Raw genomic sequence first — 17,691 nt, 5'->3', positions numbered from 1 at the left:
GTCTTTTCTGTCTTGAACCGGCGATATAGGGTCCAAGCCATGAAGTGGAATTTGCCCAATATCCTGACGGTTCTACGCCTGCTGGCTGCGCCCGGTCTGGCCGTTATGTTTTTGTACTTCACCCGGCCCTATGCGGACTGGTTCGCTTTGATCCTGTTCCTGTCGGCGGCGATCACCGATTGGTTTGATGGCTATCTGGCCCGTGCGTGGAAACAGGAAACCAAGATGGGCGCGATGCTGGATCCGATTGCCGACAAGGCAATGGTGGTGATCGCGCTGATGATTCTGGTTGGCTATTCGACCGAACACTGGACGCCATGGCTGGTGCTACCCGCCACCGTGATCCTGTTCCGCGAGGTTTTTGTCTCGGGCCTGCGCGAATATCTGGGCGATGTGGCGGGGACGCTGAAGGTTACAAAGCTTGCCAAGTGGAAAACTACAGCGCAGATGATCGCCATCGCCGTGCTGTTCTCGCAGGGCATCTTTGAACACTATGCCGTGATGGCGAGTTTCGGCATGGACGCCGCGCTGGTAGAACAGATTATCGCGGGCCAGGTTGAAGATGTGAATCACCTGCGCTGGAATATCCATGGTATGTTCTGGGCAGGCCAGATCGGGCTGTGGTTGCTGTGGATTGCGGCGGCGCTGACATTGATCACCGGCTATGATTACCTACGTAAAGCCATGCCACATCTGAAGGAGATCTGAGGGATGGATGTGCTGTATTTTGCATGGGTACGCGAACGTATCGGTTTGCCAAAGGAAAAAGTCGAGACGCAGGCAGTCACTGTCAATGATCTGGTGGCCGAGTTGAGCGCGCGGGAAGAACGCTATGCCGCGGCATTTGCCGATTTGTCCGCCCTGCGCGTTGCACTGGATCAGGAGTTGTCGGATTTTGACGCCTCGCTGTCGGGCGTTCGGGAAGTGGCGTTTTTTCCACCAATGACGGGCGGTTGAGCGATGCGGATCGCTGTTCAGCAGGAAGCATTCGATCTGGGCGCCGAGGCCAATGCTTTTGCCGCCGGGGATGATGCCAACGGAGCCATTGTCACCTTCACCGGCGTAGTGCGCGACCTGGCAAGTGGTGATCTGGATGTGATGGAGATTGAACACTATCCGGGTATGACGGAACGGGCGCTGACCAAGATTGCCCAGGACGCCAAGGAGCGGTGGTCATTGGGTGACGTCCTGGTGATTCACCGCCATGGCCGACTGGCCCCGGGAGACAGGATCATGATGGTGGCGACCGCTGCGCCGCATCGTAAAGATGCGTTTGAGGCAGCGGAATTTCTGATGGATTATCTGAAGTCTCGCGCACCCTTCTGGAAGAAGGAAATCACCCACTCTGGTGCGGAATGGGTCGCAGCCAAAGACGAAGACGAAGACGCGCTGACCCGGTGGTAGTGATTTAGCGACCGTTTATTCTTGCAAACTTGGGCGGTGGCGCAAGGTCGTATACTTAATCCGCGTTGTTGATCCGTCCGCGCATTTCTTCGGCCTCCTGACGCGCGGCCCGAAGGCCATCCATCGCGGCTGCCAGCTCGGCTTCTGTCTGGGTCAGCTGGTTCGTCAATTCGGCTTCACGTTGCTGCAAATAGGTGATGGCCTGATCGCGGGTTTCCTCGGCCTCGTGCAACTCCTGACTCATCCGGTCCAGATCAGCGACGTCGCTTTGCCGTACGCGGGACAGGCGATGCGCCAGCCAATTGGCAAACCAGCCCATGCAGAAGGCTGCGAACAGGATAATGGCAGTGACAATGACGAATTCTGTTCTGTTCAACTTACTGGTCCCCTGCATCCGCATCAGGTGCGGTCGTGTCGGTTTGGTCCTCTGCGGATGTCGCAGCCTCGACCTCGAGTGCTTCAAGGCCTGTTTCGGTACTCGCAACAGGCTCAGGGCGGATCAGACGGAACTCGATCCGGCGGTTTTCTTCCCGGCCCTCTTCGGTGTCGTTGTCAGCGATGGGTTGCGTTTCCCCATATCCCACAGCGGTGTAGCTGCTGGTCGGAATACGCCGCCCGCGCAATTCGTTCAGGATGGATTGTGCCCGCGCCTGGCTGAGTTGTTGGTTCATCTCTTCGCGGCCCTGACTGTCTGTGTGGCCCTGAATCTCCATTCGGATCGGACCGCAGTCGCGCAGGATATCCGCAATCTGGTTCACCACATCGCGCGAGTCTGATGCAATCGTGGCCGATCCGGGCTCAAAGGCGATCTTGCTGGTGGCCTGAATTTCGGCGATCCGGGCTTCGCAGACTTCCGGGTCGGGCAGGGCGTCCTCGGGTTCCGGTGGGGGCTGATAGGTGATGGTCAGGGTGTATTCCTGCCCCTCGCCCAACTTGTCGGACAATTGACCTGCGATACGGGCCTTGGCGTCTTCTTCGTGGCTGAGGCCGATCAGTTCGACCGTATCGGGTGTGACGGTCAATACGCCGTTGTGGAGCTGACCCAAAGCCTCCAGACCGGCCAGAACACGTACCGGCCAATCCGCTGGAAGATCCGAAACGATGCGGGTGGCGGTATACACCTGATCGGATCCAAAGGCCGCGCGCGCGTAGCTGTCGACCATGTCGCGCAGAGTTTCATCACCCAGCCGTCCGCGCAATTGCACCAGCCCTTCAGGGCTGCGGGTGGCCGAGAACTCGACCGGGCCATTTGGGTTCGTTGTCTCAGGCTCGGGCAATACGGCGTGCAATGCGAAGACCGCAGGCAGCTCGGTTTCAAGCTCGCCCACAACCCGGTCGAACAACGCAGGATCGGTTCCCTCCGCTGCGATCAGGGTAATGTCCGCGTCTGACATGGTGACCGAACCCTGGCCTATCCGGAACAGCGCCTGAATGCTTTTCTCGGCTGCTTCTGGCCAGCGTGGCGATGGTTCGCCCAAGGCGATGGTGCAGGAATAAGGCCCCGTTAACCCGGCGTTTTTCGCGGCGGCCACGATTCGGTCACGTGCCTTCTCATCCTGCGCCGAGCAGGCGTCAAAATGCCCGCCTTCTTCGTCGATCAGGTAACGCAAAGTAAATGGAGTGACGACCGGGCGAGGTGCTGAAATTGCCAGCCCAACCCGCAGGCTGGGCGGTGCCGTACGCGTCAGGTCGCGTTCCAGTTTTTGTTTTTCTTGCTGACTGTTGGCAATTGCCGTGATCCTGACCAGATCCGGGCTGGCGGAAATTTTGGCGCGGGGCAGGTGGGTCAGGGCCTCCAACGCGTAAGATATTGCGGCATCCCACCCTTTGGGCTTTGGGTAATCTGCTGTTTCCATCAGGTCCGAAATGGCAACAGATCTGTCCAGATTGCCAAGCCGTTGGATCAGCTTGTCCCTGTTCTCACTGGCCGGGATCAGGCCAATCACCGATATTCCACTGTCATTGCGCAGGATTTCTACCGAAAAGCGCGGTGCTGCGAGGGCGGAAGTTGCGATAACTTCCATTTCGTCGATTACGCGGGATGTATCAACTTCAGTTCCCGCAGCGGTCAGAGCGTTAAAGCGGGTCGCTTCATCTGGCGCTGTACCGGTCAGGACCACCCGCAAACCATCGGCTTCGACCTCGGCCCAATCATGTCCTTTCAGGTCCAGCGAGCGCCGTACAGCAAGTTCCGATGATTCTTCGATCTCGGTAACGGCATAGCTGGCTGCCAGAAGCGACAGGCCGGCTGATACAAGAAAGATCAGGGAAACAGCGATAAAATACGGCAGACGCATGTTTGGGTTTGGCACTCCTCAGGCGTTTGCGCCGATCTTTACAGGCCCCGTTCAGCGGGTGCAATCAGAGCAACAAGGCGACGCAAAGGAAGATCAGCGGAATAAAGCCGGTATCGCGGTTGGCCCGAAACAGCAGCAGCAGCTTGGCGTTGTCTTCGGTATCAAGCCCGCGCAATTGCCACATCATGTGCCAGCCCATGGCCCAGGGACCGCAAAGCGCGATCCCCAACGCCAGAATCGACGCATCAGGCACCCCGGCATCAATAATGGCCAGCCCCATCAGCGATACAGTTGCGACCAGAAAATACTTCAGCCATTTCGCTGTGTCGGTGCCGAACAGGCGCGCGGTAGATTTGATGCCGACCAGTTCATCATCCTCGGTATCCTGATGTGCATAGATCGTGTCATAGAACAGGGTCCACGCGATGCCGGACAGGTACAGCGTGACAGCAGGCCAGCCGAGCGACCCGCTATGCGCCGTCCAGGCCAGTAATGCGCCCCAGTTGAAGGCCAGACCCAGAAAAACCTGAGGCCACCAGGTAAACCGCTTGGCAAACGGATAAACGGTCACCGGCAGCAAAGATAACACACCCATGGCAATTGCCGCCTGATTGAAGCTGAGAAGAATGCCAAGCGCCAGAAGGCTTTGCAGTATCATCCAGGCCGCAGCTTGCCGGACACTGACTTGCCCCGACGGTATCGGGCGTGATCGTGTGCGTTCAACCTGTGCGTCGAATTCCCGGTCTGTAATATCATTCCACGTGCAACCGGCACCCCGCATCAAAAAAGCTCCGAATGCGCAGCCTAGGGCAATCCACAGATCTTCCCAACGCGGTTGACCGTCATGCAGGATGGCCAGCGCCAGCCCCCACCAACATGGAAGCAGCAACAGCCATGTGCCGATGGGCCGGTCCGCGCGGCTGAGGCGCAGATACGGTCGGGCAAAGGCTGGGGCATATGTGTCGACCCAGTTGCCGGTGACGGCATCGGCGACTTGACCATCTGGTGTTGGGGCATTGCCTTGCATATGTAGGTCTCATGAGTGCGAAAATCAGACTGTATGTAGAGCAGCCCTTGGGTCAGGGGCAATCGGTTCCTTTGACGCGCGATCAGGCGCACTATCTGTTTGGCGTCATGCGACTGCCGGTTGGCGGAGCAGTGGCGCTGTTTAACGGCAAAGATGGAGAGTGGCTGGCCGAGGTCGCCGAGTCGGGAAAACGCGGTGGCGCTCTGACCTGTGTCAGGCAGACCAAACCTTTGCATCTGCCCCCCGATCTGTGGTTCCTGTTTGCGCCGATCAAAAAGGCGCGCACCGACTTCATTGTAGAAAAAGCCGCTGAAATGGGCGCGGCTCGCATCCTGCCAGTTCAGACCGAATTCACCAACGCAGACCGTATCCGGCAAGACCGGCTTCAGGCTCATGCAATCGAAGCCGCTGAACAATGCGGTGGAACCTACGTGCCCGAAGTGGCAGACCTTCAGCGGCTGGACCGCGTGCTGAAGACCTGGCCTGAAGGTCGGCAGTTGATGTTCTGCAACGAGGCCGAGGTCGGCTCGGCCCTGCGGCTGGCAGCGAATGAAAAAGGGCGCCCCTGGGCCATTCTCATCGGCCCGGAAGGCGGGTTTTCCAACGCTGAGCGTGCGCGGCTGTCGGCTTTACCCTATGCGCATGTAGTCAGTCTTGGCCCGCGTATTCTGCGGGCGGATACAGCGGCGGTGGCCGCGTTGACCATGTGGCAGCAGGCATTGGGGGATTGGTCGTGATTCGCGAGGCGGTTCAATCGGATGCCCCGGCGCTAGAGATGTTTCTGTCCCGCTACCCTGACAGTTCAATGTTTTTGCGCAGCAATTTGGCGGCCCACGGGGTGGGGTTGAATGCGAATGATTATTCCAGCCGCTACTTCATCTGGGGTGAGGATCAGGTTCAGGGTGTCTTTGGGCTCAGCAAGAAGGGCTATCTGATGGTTCAATTGCCCAACGCCGAAACCGAAGCTGCCGAGTGTTTCGCGCGGATGATCGAAGGCGAAACCGTTTTGGGTATGACGGGGGATGCACCTCAGGTCGAGCTGACGTTGGGCGCTTTGGGATTGGGGCAGGCGAAGTACCGGTTGAACCACGATGAACCGCTTTATCGACGTGACCTGCGAGGTCTGACTGAGGCACCTGTTCCATATCGCGATTTGCGCGCCGAGGATCGGTCAAGACTGCACATTTGGTTCGCGGATTACATCGAGGATACCGGACAGGCCGCAGGCGAAGAGGCGCGTGAGCTGGCGGCAGAGCGCGTCGAGGCGGAATTGACCGCAGGCAGGGCGATTGTCCTGATGGAAGGCGACGCGCCGGTTGCCATGGCGTCTGTAAATGCCAGGGTTCACGACCAAATTCAGGTCGGTGGTGTTTTTGTTCCACGTAAAAACAGAAATCGTGGCTTGGGTCGACGGGTCACGACCGCATTGATGCAGAAAGCAAAATCCGAGGGCGCGGCGGCAGCGATCCTGTTTGCGAACAACGCACCTGCCGCCCGTGCCTATGAGGCGATTGGGTTCCAACAGGTGGGTTGGTACAAGGTCGCTTTGCTTCAGGAACCGCAAAGGGTGCTCTCATGAGTTTCATCCGACCTGAAGCAAAACTGGCGCTTTGGCGTTGGCGCGAGGTTCTGGTCGCGGCTTTTGTCCTGATCCTTGGTCTGAGCTGGATCAGCGGGCCGGGCGGACTGTTGGCTTGGGTAGGCTGGTTTCTGATTGTCGTGTCAGCGGCTTTGGCCGTGATCGGCATACAGCGCGCGCGCTTCAGAACAGGTGTGGGCGGGCAAGGTGTCGTGACGATTGATGAAGGTCAGATCACTTATCTTGGCCCCTTGGATGGCGGCATCGTCGCGTCCCGCGAAATTGAGCGTTTGGCCCTTGACCCGACCTCCGACCCCGCACATTGGGTTCTGGATCAGCCGGGCCAGCCAACGCTTCACATTCCTGTGAATGCAGAAGGAGCCGAGGCGTTGTTCGACGTGTTCTCAAACCTGCCTGGCCTCAAAACCGAGCAAATGCTGTCGGAACTCAACGGCAAATCGCGGCATCCGGTCGTTATCTGGGAACGTACACCGTCGCGTCCGGCGCATTTGCCGTTGCATTGACACTGACGCCATTTGCGACCACGACTTGACCTTCAAAACAGACACAGCAGGATCGGAGCACGGTTCATGTCCATCCCTCAGTCCGGCGGCGGTCCGATCGAACGCCATGAACAACTGGCCGAATATCTGGAATCGGGTTGCAAACCCAAGCAAGATTGGCGCATCGGCACCGAGCATGAGAAATTCGGCTATTGCAAGGACACGCTGAAACCTCTGCCTTTTGAAGGAAAGCGATCCATTGTCGCCGTGTTGGAGGGGTTGCGGGATCGCCACGGCTGGGGAGAGGTCCGTGAATCCGGTCATCTGATCGGTCTGGAAAAGGACGGCGCAAATGTCAGCCTTGAACCGGGTGGCGCGCTGGAGCTGTCGGGTGCCCCTCTGGAGACGATCCATGAAACCTGCGATGAGGTGAACACTCACCTGCGCGAGGTGAAGGATATCGCCGATGAGATCGGCGTGGGATTCATCGGCCTGGGCGCGGCGCCGATCTGGACGCATGACCAGATGCCGCTGATGCCCAAGGGGCGGTATCGGCTGATGAACGATTATATGGAAAAAGTCGGCACCATGGGCCGCGCCATGATGCGGCGGACGTGTACCGTTCAGGTCAATATCGACTTCGGGTCCGAGGCCGACATGGTACAGAAACTGCGCGTGGCGCTGGCGTTGCAGCCGGTGGCGACGGCGCTGTTTGCCAATTCTCCGTTCTTCGAAGGCAAGGTGAACGGCCAGAAAAGCTGGCGCAGCCATATCTGGCGACATCTGGACGATGCGCGCACGGGCATGTTGCCCTTCGTGTTCGAGGATGGCTTTGGATTCGAACGCTATGTCCAATACGCGCTCGATGTGCCGATGTATTTCGTCTACCGCGACGGGCAGTACATCAATGCGCTGGGCATGTCGTTCCGAGATTTCCTCAAGGGTGAGTTGCCTGCATTGCCGGGTGAAACGCCGACCCTGTCGGATTGGGCCGATCACCTGACAACGGCCTTTCCCGAAGCGCGGATCAAGAAGTTCATGGAGATGCGCGGCGCGGATGGTGGCCCTTGGCGACGGCTTTGCGCCTTGCCCGCCTTCTGGGTCGGGCTGACCTATGACCAAACCGCGCTGGATGCGGCGTGGGATCTGGTCAAGGGCTGGGATGCTGAAACGCGCGAGGCGCTGCGTGTTGCGGCGGCCAAAGACGGGCTTCAAGCGCAGGTTGGCAACGTCAACATGCATGATCTGGCGCGTGAAGTTGTGGCAATCTCCGAGGCGGGCCTGAAAGCCCGTGCGCGCCCTGGTGCTGGTGGTTTGGTCCCGGATGAGACGCATTTCCTGAACGCGTTGAAGGAAAGCATCGACACCGGCAAGGTTCCGGCAGATGAGTTGCTGGAACACTACAATGGCGACTGGAATGGCGACCTGACCCGGATTTATCCCGAATACAGCTATTGATGCGCACCGTCCCGCTTGCATTCGCGGGGCGGGGCCGATAGCAGGTTCTCGACCAAATTCAGAGGGCCGTCATGGACGATCTTAAGGCAAAGTATCTGGGCCAAATCGCCGAAGCAGGCGACGAAAACGCGCTTGAGGCGATCCGCGTCGCGGCTGTTGGCAAAAAAGGCGAGGTCGCGCTGAAGATGCGCGAGCTGGGCAAGATGACGCCCGAGGAACGTCAGGTCGCAGGCCCGGCGCTGAATGCCCTGAAGGATGAGATTAACTCGGCGCTGTCCGCCAAGAAAGCCGCGCTGGCCGATGTTGCACTGGATGAGCGCCTGCGGACCGAATGGCTGGACGTCACCCTGCCGACCCGCCCGCGCCGTCAGGGGTCAATCCACCCGATCAGCCAGGCGACCGAGGAACTGACCGCGATCTTTGCTGAACTGGGCTTCTCGGTGGCCGAAGGGCCGCGTGTTGAAGACGACTGGTACAATTTCGACGCGCTGAACATCCCCGGTCACCACCCCGCACGGGCCGAGATGGACACGTTCTATATGCACCGCGCCGAGGGTGATGACCGCCCGCCGCATGTGCTGCGCACCCATACCTCGCCTGTCCAGATTCGCTCGATGGAGAAACAGGGTGCACCGATCCGCGTAATCTGTCCGGGCGGCGTGTACCGCGCCGATTACGACCAGACCCACACGCCGATGTTCCATCAGGTCGAGGGGCTGGCCATCGACAAGGACATCTCGATGGCGAACCTGAAATGGGTTCTGGAAGAGTTCGTGAAAGCATTCTTCGAGGTCGATGATGTCGAACTGCGCTTCCGCGCCTCGCACTTCCCCTTCACCGAGCCGTCGGCCGAGGTCGATATCCGCTGTTCGTGGGATAACGGCCAGCTGAAGATCGGCGAGGGCGACGACTGGATGGAGATTCTGGGTTCCGGCATGGTTCACCCCAAGGTGATCGCCGCTGGAGGGATCGACCCCGAGGTCTATCAGGGTTTTGCGTTCGGGATTGGCATCGACCGTCTGGCGATGCTGAAATACGGCATTCCGGATTTGCGGGCGTTCTTTGATAGCGACCTGCGCTGGCTGCGCCACTACGGGTTTGCAGCGCTGGATATGCCAAACCTGCATGGTGGTTTGTCGCGGTAGAGAGCACATCGGACGACTGGCTGACCGCATATAAGGATTGGTGGAAGCAAAAGGCTTCTAGGCATCCACTGCTTTGGTGTTTGTGTTTGTTCCTCGCGATGTTTGTGACGCCAACTTTTGTGCTGTGGGTTTGGAAAAGCCAGCCGGTTGCAGTTCTGATTGCTTTTGTTGCATCGGCACTTCTGTTCTTGCCCGGAATTCTAATTGCTGGTTTCGAGTTTTTGCGGCCTGCTGTGTTTCAGATGCGCGATAGAATTCAGAGAGAAAAAACTCAGGACCTCATTTACAAACGCAATTGCGGGTTTTGGAAGTGGTGGTGAGCAGTTGGTTTGGCTGCTAAGCGCGGCTTGATGCTTTGACCTGACGTAGGGCGGGCTTCAGCCCGCCATGTGCGATGGGTGGGTGCCGAGCTGAAGCCCGGCCTACGTTCGGACCACACCGATATGTTAAGTGACAGGGCGGAATGCCTCGTTAGGGTCGGGCGCATGATCTGTCGATTGCTCTGCCTTCTTCTGCTGATGACCGGGCCCGCCTTTGCCATGGGGCCCTGGAAAACCGAATGCCACGGCGATATTGTCTGTGATCTCGGTGACCGCTCGTATCACGTTTTAGAACCTGATGGCTGGGATGGTGAAACACCTCTGCCGGTGCTGCTGCATTTCCATGGCTGGTCCCGGCAGGGGACCGTGGTGGTGAACCACGAACGGATTGCCGGGGCCACGAAACGTCGGGGTGTGCTGCTGGTGGCCCCGAACGGTCTGGGCAAAAGCTGGGATTTCTGGTCCGCAAGCTCGGATGATGTGCCTTTTGCCGACCGGGTGCTTGAGGATGTCGCCCGGCGCTATCCGATCGACGCGACCCGCATCTATGTATCAGGCTATTCCTTTGGAAGTGCGATGGCGTGGCGCTTTGTCTGCGAAACCGGCGATGATATCGCGGCGCTGCTGGGTGTGGCCGGAACACTCCGCCAGACCGAGACCTGCCCGCAAGCCCCGCAAGAGGTGCGGCATGTCCATGGGACAGATGACACGGTGATGGATTTCCCGTTTGGTCCGGGTGGCGATACAACGTATCCGGTGGCGCTGTGGCGTGAGAAATACGGCTGCGATGCAGCCACCCCGCGGGGTGATTGGAGTGTGGAACCGTACCTGACCCTTAGCCGAGTGGAATGGACCGATTGCACGCAGGGGCAGGTGATGCTGGACACGCATCCCGGTGGACATTTCATCCCCCATGGCTGGATCGGATGGCAGCTGGATGAGCTTTTGGGCCGCACCCCCACGTATCCGTGACGCGCAGAGCTTGCACCCCGGCGCATTCTTTGCCATTGCCTGTGCCGACTGGATGTTTGCCAAAAAAGGCCCCGTGCAATGAAATTCACTCTGTCCTGGCTGAAAGACCACCTCGACACTGATGCTTCGGTTGATGAAATCGCCGAGGCGCTGACCGATCTCGGGCTTGAGGTCGAAGAGATCGTGAACCCGGCCGAACGGCTGGCAGGTTTTACACTGGGCTATGTGAAACACGCCGAAAAACACCCCGACGCAGACAAGCTGCGCGTTTGCAAGGTCGATACGGACGAGGGCGAGCTACAGATCATCTGCGGTGCGCCCAATGCGCGTGAAGGGATCACCGTCGTGGTCTGCAAACCGGGCATGTACATCCCTGGCCTGGACCTGACCATCAGCGTCGGCAAGATCCGCGGTATCGAGAGCTTTGGCATGATGGCGTCCGAGCGTGAGCTGGAGCTGTCGGATGAACATGACGGCATCATCGAACTGCCCTCGGGCGAAGTGGGTGATACATTCGTGGACTGGCTTGCAGAAAACGACCCATCCAAAGTCGACCCGATGATCGAAATCGCGATCACTCCGAACCGTCCGGATGCGCTGGGGGTTGAAGGGATTGCGCGCGATCTGGCCGCGCGTGGAATTGGCACGTTGAAGCAGCGTGATTATACGCCTGTTCCGGGTGATTTCGAGTGTCCGATCAAGGTGTCAATCGAAGAAGACACGCTGGACGGAGCGCCGCATTTCACCGGTCGTCTGATCCGTGGCGTGAAGAATGGCCCCAGCCCGCAATGGCTGCAGGATCAGTTGAAGGCCATAGGTCTGCGTCCGATCTCGGCGCTGGTGGATATCACCAATTACATGACCTACGATCACAACCGCCCGTTGCACGTGTTCGACGCCGACAAGGTGCAGGGCAACCTGCGGGTGCACCGCGCCAAAGGCGGAGAGACGCTGGTCGCGCTGGATGAAAAAGAATACACGCTGCAACCCGGAATGATGGTGATTTCGGATGACAAAGGCCCGGAATCGATTGCGGGCATCATGGGCGGTGAGGAAACCGGATGTACCGAGGAAACGGTAAACGTTTTCCTCGAAAGCGCGTTCTGGGATCATGTGCAAATCGCGCTCACAGGCCGTGCGCTCAAGATCAATTCCGACGCGCGCTATCGGTTCGAGCGCGGTGTTGACCCGGAATACACCCGCGAGGGGCTGGAACACGCGACCCAGATGATTCTGGATATCTGCGGCGGAGAAGCCTCCAACGTGGTTGAGGCTGGCAAAGCGCCGAACCATGCGCGCGCCTACAAGCTGAATGCGGAAAGGGTGCAGTCTCTGGTCGGGATGGATATTCCCGAAAGCGAACAGCGACAGACCCTGACCCGTCTGGGCTTTCGTCTGGAAGGCGAGATGGCCCATGTCCCCAGCTGGCGCCCGGATATCCTGGGCGAGGCTGATCTGGTGGAAGAGGTCGCGCGGATTGCTTCCTTGACCAAGCTGCAAGGCCGGCCGTTGCCGCGCGTGACCGAGGGGATACCGAAACCGGTGATGACCCCGGCGCAGCGCCGTCAGTCCATGGCGCGCCGTACCTGCGCGGCGCTGGGTTATAACGAATGCGTCAGTTATACGTTCATTGATCAGGCTTCGGCGGCTTTGTTCGGTGGTGGCGATACTACGACCATGCTGGAAAACCCGATCTCATCCGAGATGAGCCATATGCGCCCCGATCTGCTGCCCGGCCTGTTGCAGGCTGCCGCCCGCAATCAGGCGCGCGGATTCGCGGACGTCGCCCTGTTCGAGGTCGGTCCGGTCTTTCACAATGGCGAGCCGGGTGATCAGAAAACCCAGATCACCGGCCTGCTGGTAGGACGTTCTGGCCCCAAGGATGTGCACGGTGCTGCGCGCCCAGTGGACGTGTTCGACGCCAAGGCAGACGTCGAGGCTGTTCTGGCCGCCATTGGCGCGCCCGAAAAGGTTCAGATTCTGCGCGACGGCGATCCATGGTGGCATCCGGGTCGTCATGGCAGAATCTGTCTGGGTCCGAAAAAAGTACTGGGTGTCTTCGGAGAGTTGCACCCGCGCATTTTGCAGGCCATGGACATAAAAGGTCCGGCAATGGCATTCACCATCTGGCCGGACGAAGTGCCTTTGCCCCGCAAATCCGGTGCCACCCGCGCTGCGCTGGAACTGCGCGACTTGCAGGCGGTCGAGCGTGATTTTGCTTTTGTCGTCGATGCCGATGTCGAAGCGCTGACGCTGGTAAACGCAGCCGCAGGCGCTGACAAGGCACTGATTGAGGGCGTGCGTGTCTTTGACGAATTCATCGGCGGCGGCCTTGGCGAAGGCAAAAAGTCCCTTGCCATTACAGTGCGCCTGCAACCGACTGAGGTGACGCTGAAGGAAAAAGACATCGAAGCTGTGGCCGAGAAGATCATTGCCAAGGTTGCCAAGGCGACGGGCGGGGTGCTTCGCGGTTAGAGTTCACAGGCTCAAATAGAAAGCGCGCCTTCGGGCGCGTTTTTATTTGGACAGGAACTTGGTCAGTAAGTCATAGACCAGCCGGATGCGGCGGCTGGTGTGCAACTCGCGATGCGTGGTCAACCAGATCGGAAATGTGATGGCCTCCATCCCGGGGCACACACGCTCCATACCTGGTATCGCATCACCGACGGTCTCAGACATGGGCGCGATGCCAAAGCCTTGTTTGGCATATTCCCAAGCCACTATTCCGTTCTGAGACCCAAGCCGGAAATTCTCGTTGGTCAGGTGAATGCCAAGCGGTTTCAGATAGGCGATCATCTGATTGTCGTCGCCGAAGCTGATGTACTCATGCCGTGAAAGGTCCTGCTTTGATTTCGGGCGTCCCGCACGGTTGAGATACTCTGTGGTTGCATAGAAATGCCCCGACGCCTCCTGTACCAGCTTCGCGATTAGGTCGGGTTGATCAGGACGGACATGGCGGATCGCGATATCTGCCTCGCGCCGCATAAGATCCTGAATATCGTTTGAGGCAATCACGTCAATCCGCAGGCGCGGGGCTTGCGTCCGGATTTCGCGCAGCAGGTCGGGCAAGACATAGGCCGACATCACGTCACTGGCAGTGATACGAACCCGGCCTTCAATGGATTGTGCCTGTCCGGATGCCGTCAGCGCGATGCGGTTGGCGGCGTCCCCCATTTTGCGAGTATGATCCAGCAGCTCCAATCCAGCCTGAGTGATCTCAAGAGTTCTGCCAACCCGTTCAAACAGCATCACGCCCAAGTCCTGTTCAAGCGCTGCTATCTGGCGACTAAGCGTAGGCTGGGTTTGCCGTAGCCGCCGTGCCGCTGCGGAAAATGACCCGGTTTCAGCCGTCGCCAGAAAGGCCCGGATGTGGTTCCAATCAAAATCGCCAAAATCATTCATACAAAAATGTATAGTAAACCTGCAAATTTCGGCAATTTATATTCGGTCTGCGCATGAATAAATTCTCGCCGAAAGGAGACTCCTCAATGACCACCACTGCGAAATTCTGGGATGGAGTGGCCGAGAAATATGCCCGCTCGCCCATCAAAGACATGGCTTCGTACGAGCATACGCTGGAACGGACAGCGTCTTACCTGAAGAAATCCGATGATGTTCTGGAACTTGGGTGCGGCACAGGCATGACTGCTCTGAAGCTGTCCGGATATGTAGGATCTATCACTGCAACCGACGTGTCCCCCGGTATGTTGGCCGTTGGACGTCGAAGCGCCGCTTCGCAAAGCATCGAAAACGTCACCTTTGCCGAGGCTGATGTAAATCGACCGCCTGAGGGTTCATTTGATGCGGCGCTGGCATTCAATCTTTTGCATCTGGTCGAAGATCTGGATCTGACACTGAGCCAAATACATTCGGTCCTTAAACCCGGCGGACTGTTTATTTCGAAAACTTTTTGCCGGCCGTCCAGCGCGGCGAGCCTGAAGTATTACGCTATTCGTCTCGCGCTTCCGATCATGCAGTTCTTTGGTAAGGCTCCGTTTGTGCGATTCCTGCCTGAGGCGGATCTTGATGCGGCCCTTGAACGCGCCGGGTTCAGCATCATCGAGAGCGACAGTTTCCCAATACGTGACGCCCGCCGATTCCTAGTGGCTCGTAAAATGTAAGGTTTTTCCGGAATTCGCGTTGGGCTTTGGGTGTTGGACCCTTAAATTGGTCGGGAACAACATCGGAGTTTGCCATGGGCCTGAACGTTTATCTTTCCGGAGAAATCCACACCGACTGGCGTGATCAGATCATCGATGGGGCGCAAGGGTTGGACGTGACCTTCAACAGCCCCGTTACCGATCACGCGGCCAGTGATGATTGTGGTGTGGCCATTCTGGGGGCCGAGCCGAACAAGTATTGGCACGACCACAAGGGAGCGATGGTCAATGCGATCCGAACACGCAAGGGGATTGCGGATGCGGATGTTGTCGTCGTCAGGTTTGGTGACAAGTACAAACAGTGGAACGCCGCCTTTGACGCGGGTTACGCTGCAGCACTGGGCAAGTCTATCATCGTTCTGCACGGCCCGGATCATCAGCACGCGCTGAAAGAGGTTGATGCCGCCGCACTGGCCGTGGCGGAAGAACCTGCTCAGGTGGTCGAAATTCTGCGTTACGTGCTGACAGGTGCTCTGCCCGGCTGATCGATGAAAGGGGCGCCGGTTTGGCGCTCCAATTCATTTAACTGTTATCAGTTTCGTGCCGGTATGGCTTTGCCGCGCTGAACCGCTGGGCGTTGGAAGAAGCGATCGACATAAGCGACGACATTGGAATAGCCGTTCCAATCAACCACATCCTTCGCGCCATAGAAATCCAGCGCATTCAGCCACGGAGCAAGCGCGATATCCGCGATGGAATATTCGCCCGCGATCCAGTCCTGTCCTTCCAGTTGCGTGTTCACTACGTTCAGCAGGCGCTTGGCTTCGTTGATGTAACGCTCGCGCGGGCGCGGATCTTCTATCTCGCTGCCAGCGAACTTGTAGAAAAACCCGAGCTGGCCAAACATTGGCCCGATACCGCCCATCTGAAACATCAGCCATTGGGTGATCCGGTGCTTGTCTGCTGCGCTTTGACCCAGGAACTTACCTGTTTTTTCGGCCAGATACAGAAGGATGGCACCGCTTTCGAACAGGGCCAGCGGCACACCATCCGGGCCGTCGGGGTCGATTATCGCCGGGATCTTGTTGTTCGGGTTCAGCGACAGGAACTCGGAGCTTTTAACATCAGCATCTGCCAGTGTCACCAGATGCGCCTCATAGGGCAGGCCGGTTTCCTCAAGCATGATCGAGGCTTTAACGCCGTTTGGTGTTGGATAGGAGTAGAGTTGAAGGATGCTGGGATTCTTCGCAGGCCATCTGTCGGTTACGAAAAAAGGTGCAAGTTGAGACATGAAACCCCCTGAGTAATGCCGTTTGGGGAAAAATAGGGTGGCTTTCCCCTAAAAAACATACCCTTCTTCATGCGTTTAACGCACAATTCCTATGCGCTCATGCGTGAACAGAGGCGTGGTCTAAAAAAACAAGAGGGATGCTATGCTGGAAGAATTCAAGACTTTCATTGCCAAGGGCAATGTCATGGACATGGCGGTCGGTATCATTATCGGTGCCGCATTTACTGCAATCGTTACCTCGTTGGTGGGCGATCTGATCAATCCGCTTATTGGATTGTTCACAGGGGGTATCGACTTTACGAACAACTACGCCGTTCTGGCAGGTGACGTGGCCGAAGGTGCCAGCCTTGAAGCGGCACGTGAAGCAGGCGCATCCGTCTTTGCCTATGGTGCTTTCATAATGGCTATTATCAATTTCCTGATCATCGCCTGGGTCGTCTTCATGCTGGTAAAAATGGTGAACAAGGTCAAAGACGCTGCCGAAGCAGAGGAAGAAGCGGTTGAAGAGGCACCCGCAGGTCCCAGCGAACTGGACATCCTGATGGAAATCCGGGACGCTTTGAAGAAGTAGATCTGTCGTTTCGTTGCGACATCGGGCTCCGCACCAATCGCGGAGCCTGTTTTATTAGAATTGACGAACAGAAAACACGAGGAAATTCGAGATGGAACAAACCGCCGACTTGGCTGAGCAGGCGATTGGTATGGCCAATCAATACTTGCCCATTGCCTTGAATGCAGCGAAGGCTCTGATCGTTCTTGTTCTGGGTTGGATCGCCGCCCGAATGATCGCGGGTGTTGTACGCCGCCGGATCAACAGAACGCCGCAGATCGACCCGACACTCGGAAATTTTGCCGCCAGTGTGATCAAGTGGGCAATTCTGGCCATAGTTCTGGTCGCAGTTCTGGGGATCTTCGGGATAGAAGCCACCAGTATCGTCGCCATTCTGGGCGCTGCGTCACTGGCTGTTGGGTTGGCACTTCAGGGTACACTGAGTGATCTTGCGGCCGGTGTGATGTTGGTGGTTTTCCGACCCTACAAGCTTGGACAGTATGTGGATATCGGTGGCACGGCAGGAACCGTTATGGATCTGAGCCTGTTCACGACCGAGCTTGTGACTCCCGACAACGTGCAGATCATTGTTCCAAACGGTCAGGCATGGGGGTCGATCATAACCAATTATTCAGCCCACGACACACGTCGTGTCGATCTGGTGTTTGGAATTGATTACGGGGACAGCGCAGATACCGCCATGCAGATCATTCTGGATGTGGCCAAGGCAGACCAGCGCATTCACAGCGATCCTGAACCCTGGGTGCGGGTCACGAATCTGGGCGACAGCTCAGTCGATCTGACTGCGCGGCTATGGTGTGCGGCAGCCGATTACTGGGACGTCAAGTTCGAGCTTACGAAGGCGGTGAAAGAGGCGTTTGACGCCAAAGGTGTTTCGATTCCGTATCCGCATTCGGTCGAAATTCAGAAACAGGGGTGACAGCTGGCGCCCATTGTTTGGGCGAGCATTCATCCTTTCCGCGCATTGAGAAGGGCACCGCGCAGAAACGCGGTGCCCTTTTTTGTGAAAGTCGTCGGTTCGATA

The 17,691-nt window shown here is 57.8% G+C and carries 19 protein-coding genes; 14 read left to right on the top strand and 5 right to left on the bottom strand.

Translation table 11 applies throughout. The annotated features are described in order from the left end of the window. Positions 1-39: 39 nt before the first annotated feature. Genes pgsA through ACR0D9_RS12900 form a run of 3 tightly spaced genes read left to right on the top strand, consistent with a single transcriptional unit; the run spans position 40 to position 1,404 of the window. Positions 40-708: a CDP-diacylglycerol--glycerol-3-phosphate 3-phosphatidyltransferase gene (gene pgsA, locus ACR0D9_RS12910; RefSeq protein WP_480494392.1), complete on the top strand. Its 669-nt coding sequence runs from the start codon at positions 40-42 to the stop codon at positions 706-708. 3 nt (positions 709-711) lie between these two features. Continuing rightward, the gene (gene moaD / locus ACR0D9_RS12905; RefSeq protein ID WP_209506660.1) at positions 712-957 is read left to right on the top strand and encodes a molybdopterin converting factor subunit 1; all 246 of its coding nucleotides are present in this window, start codon (positions 712-714) and stop codon (positions 955-957) included. 3 nt (positions 958-960) lie between these two features. Further along, the gene (locus ACR0D9_RS12900) at positions 961-1,404 is read left to right on the top strand and encodes a molybdenum cofactor biosynthesis protein MoaE (protein WP_480539048.1); all 444 of its coding nucleotides are present in this window, start codon (positions 961-963) and stop codon (positions 1,402-1,404) included. A 55-nt stretch (positions 1,405-1,459) separates the two neighbouring features. Here ACR0D9_RS12900 and ACR0D9_RS12895 read toward each other — a convergent pair whose 3' ends face one another. From ACR0D9_RS12895 to ubiA, 3 genes are all read right to left on the bottom strand, one after another. Then, positions 1,460-1,780: a hypothetical protein gene (locus tag ACR0D9_RS12895; RefSeq protein WP_209506658.1), complete on the bottom strand. Its 321-nt coding sequence runs from the start codon at positions 1,778-1,780 to the stop codon at positions 1,460-1,462. A gap of 1 nt (position 1,781) precedes the next feature. Further along, positions 1,782-3,701, bottom strand: coding sequence for an OmpA family protein (locus tag ACR0D9_RS12890; protein ID WP_480539046.1), 1,920 nt, complete (start codon positions 3,699-3,701; stop codon positions 1,782-1,784). A gap of 64 nt (positions 3,702-3,765) precedes the next feature. Then, entirely contained in the window at positions 3,766-4,728 is a 963-nt protein-coding gene (ubiA, locus tag ACR0D9_RS12885; RefSeq protein WP_267365435.1) for a 4-hydroxybenzoate octaprenyltransferase, read from the bottom strand. 11 nt (positions 4,729-4,739) lie between these two features. Here ubiA and ACR0D9_RS12880 point away from each other — a divergent pair, with 11 nt between their 5' ends. From ACR0D9_RS12880 to pheT, 7 genes are all read left to right on the top strand, one after another. Next, complete coding sequence (locus ACR0D9_RS12880; RefSeq protein ID WP_480483005.1) at positions 4,740-5,465, top strand: 16S rRNA (uracil(1498)-N(3))-methyltransferase; 726 nt, start codon at positions 4,740-4,742, stop codon at positions 5,463-5,465. Next, positions 5,462-6,307 (top strand): GNAT family N-acetyltransferase, encoded by an 846-nt coding sequence (locus ACR0D9_RS12875; RefSeq protein WP_480539044.1) that lies wholly within the window; start codon positions 5,462-5,464, stop codon positions 6,305-6,307. The genes ACR0D9_RS12880 and ACR0D9_RS12875 overlap by 4 nt, the downstream gene beginning before the upstream one ends. Further along, positions 6,304-6,831 (top strand): hypothetical protein, encoded by a 528-nt coding sequence (locus ACR0D9_RS12870; protein WP_209598708.1) that lies wholly within the window; start codon positions 6,304-6,306, stop codon positions 6,829-6,831. The genes ACR0D9_RS12875 and ACR0D9_RS12870 overlap by 4 nt, the downstream gene beginning before the upstream one ends. A 66-nt stretch (positions 6,832-6,897) precedes the next feature. Next, the gene (locus ACR0D9_RS12865) at positions 6,898-8,268 is read left to right on the top strand and encodes a glutamate--cysteine ligase (protein WP_480483011.1); all 1,371 of its coding nucleotides are present in this window, start codon (positions 6,898-6,900) and stop codon (positions 8,266-8,268) included. A 71-nt stretch (positions 8,269-8,339) separates the two neighbouring features. Further along, the gene (gene pheS, locus ACR0D9_RS12860) at positions 8,340-9,413 is read left to right on the top strand and encodes a phenylalanine--tRNA ligase subunit alpha (protein WP_480483013.1); all 1,074 of its coding nucleotides are present in this window, start codon (positions 8,340-8,342) and stop codon (positions 9,411-9,413) included. 485 nt (positions 9,414-9,898) lie between these two features. Next, entirely contained in the window at positions 9,899-10,705 is an 807-nt protein-coding gene (locus ACR0D9_RS12855; protein WP_480539042.1) for a CE1 family esterase, read from the top strand. Positions 10,706-10,783: 78 nt separating this feature from the next. After that, positions 10,784-13,180 (top strand): phenylalanine--tRNA ligase subunit beta, encoded by a 2,397-nt coding sequence (gene pheT / locus ACR0D9_RS12850; protein WP_480539040.1) that lies wholly within the window; start codon positions 10,784-10,786, stop codon positions 13,178-13,180. 42 nt (positions 13,181-13,222) lie between these two features. On the opposite strand, the gene ACR0D9_RS12845 is transcribed toward pheT, so the two are convergent. Continuing rightward, complete coding sequence (locus ACR0D9_RS12845) at positions 13,223-14,107, bottom strand: LysR family transcriptional regulator (RefSeq protein ID WP_480539038.1); 885 nt, start codon at positions 14,105-14,107, stop codon at positions 13,223-13,225. An 86-nt stretch (positions 14,108-14,193) separates the two neighbouring features. On the opposite strand from ACR0D9_RS12845, the gene ACR0D9_RS12840 reads away from it, so the two are divergent. Then, the gene (locus ACR0D9_RS12840; RefSeq protein WP_480486566.1) at positions 14,194-14,826 is read left to right on the top strand and encodes a methyltransferase domain-containing protein; all 633 of its coding nucleotides are present in this window, start codon (positions 14,194-14,196) and stop codon (positions 14,824-14,826) included. Positions 14,827-14,900: 74 nt separating this feature from the next. Then, a complete protein-coding gene (locus tag ACR0D9_RS12835) occupies positions 14,901-15,350 on the top strand; it encodes a YtoQ family protein (protein ID WP_480486567.1) in 450 nt (149 codons plus the stop codon). 47 nt (positions 15,351-15,397) lie between these two features. Here the strand turns inward: ACR0D9_RS12835 and ACR0D9_RS12830 are convergent, their stop codons facing one another. Next, positions 15,398-16,096, bottom strand: a complete 699-nt coding sequence (locus ACR0D9_RS12830; protein ID WP_480486569.1) for a glutathione S-transferase N-terminal domain-containing protein — start codon at positions 16,094-16,096, stop codon at positions 15,398-15,400. Positions 16,097-16,238: 142 nt separating this feature from the next. Here ACR0D9_RS12830 and mscL point away from each other — a divergent pair, with 142 nt between their 5' ends. Both mscL and ACR0D9_RS12820 read left to right on the top strand, forming a co-directional pair. Continuing rightward, complete coding sequence (mscL, locus tag ACR0D9_RS12825; protein WP_480483027.1) at positions 16,239-16,667, top strand: large conductance mechanosensitive channel protein MscL; 429 nt, start codon at positions 16,239-16,241, stop codon at positions 16,665-16,667. A 130-nt stretch (positions 16,668-16,797) separates the two neighbouring features. Then, positions 16,798-17,586 carry a mechanosensitive ion channel family protein gene (locus ACR0D9_RS12820; protein WP_480483360.1) on the top strand — a complete coding sequence of 263 codons (789 nt, stop codon included), beginning with the start codon at positions 16,798-16,800 and terminating at the stop codon, positions 17,584-17,586. The last annotated feature ends 105 nt before the right edge of the window (positions 17,587-17,691 follow it).

It is taken from the genome of Ruegeria sp. AK11, assembly GCF_056541095.1.
Note: the sequence above shows the minus strand (reverse complement) of the source record. Positions and strands in the feature narration are given on the sequence as shown.

Bases quoted from the DNA above. Each gene is read 5' to 3' on its own strand.
- ACR0D9_RS12855 (WP_480539042.1), top strand. From the start codon at position 9,899: ATGATCTGTCGATTGCTCTGCCTTCTTCTGCTGATGACCGGGCCCGCC.
- ACR0D9_RS12835 (WP_480486567.1), top strand. From the start codon at position 14,901: ATGGGCCTGAACGTTTATCTTTCCGGAGAAATCCACACCGACTGGCGT.
- ACR0D9_RS12865 (WP_480483011.1), top strand. From the start codon at position 6,898: ATGTCCATCCCTCAGTCCGGCGGCGGTCCGATCGAACGCCATGAACAA.
- ubiA (WP_267365435.1), bottom strand. From the start codon at position 4,728: ATGCAAGGCAATGCCCCAACACCAGATGGTCAAGTCGCCGATGCCGTC.
- pgsA (WP_480494392.1), top strand. From the start codon at position 40: ATGAAGTGGAATTTGCCCAATATCCTGACGGTTCTACGCCTGCTGGCT.
- ACR0D9_RS12820 (WP_480483360.1), top strand. From the start codon at position 16,798: ATGGCCAATCAATACTTGCCCATTGCCTTGAATGCAGCGAAGGCTCTG.
- ACR0D9_RS12880 (WP_480483005.1), top strand. From the start codon at position 4,740: ATGAGTGCGAAAATCAGACTGTATGTAGAGCAGCCCTTGGGTCAGGGG.
- moaD (WP_209506660.1), top strand. From the start codon at position 712: ATGGATGTGCTGTATTTTGCATGGGTACGCGAACGTATCGGTTTGCCA.
- pheS (WP_480483013.1), top strand. From the start codon at position 8,340: ATGGACGATCTTAAGGCAAAGTATCTGGGCCAAATCGCCGAAGCAGGC.
- ACR0D9_RS12900 (WP_480539048.1), top strand. From the start codon at position 961: ATGCGGATCGCTGTTCAGCAGGAAGCATTCGATCTGGGCGCCGAGGCC.
- ACR0D9_RS12870 (WP_209598708.1), top strand. From the start codon at position 6,304: ATGAGTTTCATCCGACCTGAAGCAAAACTGGCGCTTTGGCGTTGGCGC.
- ACR0D9_RS12830 (WP_480486569.1), bottom strand. From the start codon at position 16,096: ATGTCTCAACTTGCACCTTTTTTCGTAACCGACAGATGGCCTGCGAAG.
- ACR0D9_RS12845 (WP_480539038.1), bottom strand. From the start codon at position 14,107: ATGAATGATTTTGGCGATTTTGATTGGAACCACATCCGGGCCTTTCTG.
- pheT (WP_480539040.1), top strand. From the start codon at position 10,784: ATGAAATTCACTCTGTCCTGGCTGAAAGACCACCTCGACACTGATGCT.
- ACR0D9_RS12890 (WP_480539046.1), bottom strand. From the start codon at position 3,701: ATGCGTCTGCCGTATTTTATCGCTGTTTCCCTGATCTTTCTTGTATCA.
- mscL (WP_480483027.1), top strand. From the start codon at position 16,239: ATGCTGGAAGAATTCAAGACTTTCATTGCCAAGGGCAATGTCATGGAC.
- ACR0D9_RS12840 (WP_480486566.1), top strand. From the start codon at position 14,194: ATGACCACCACTGCGAAATTCTGGGATGGAGTGGCCGAGAAATATGCC.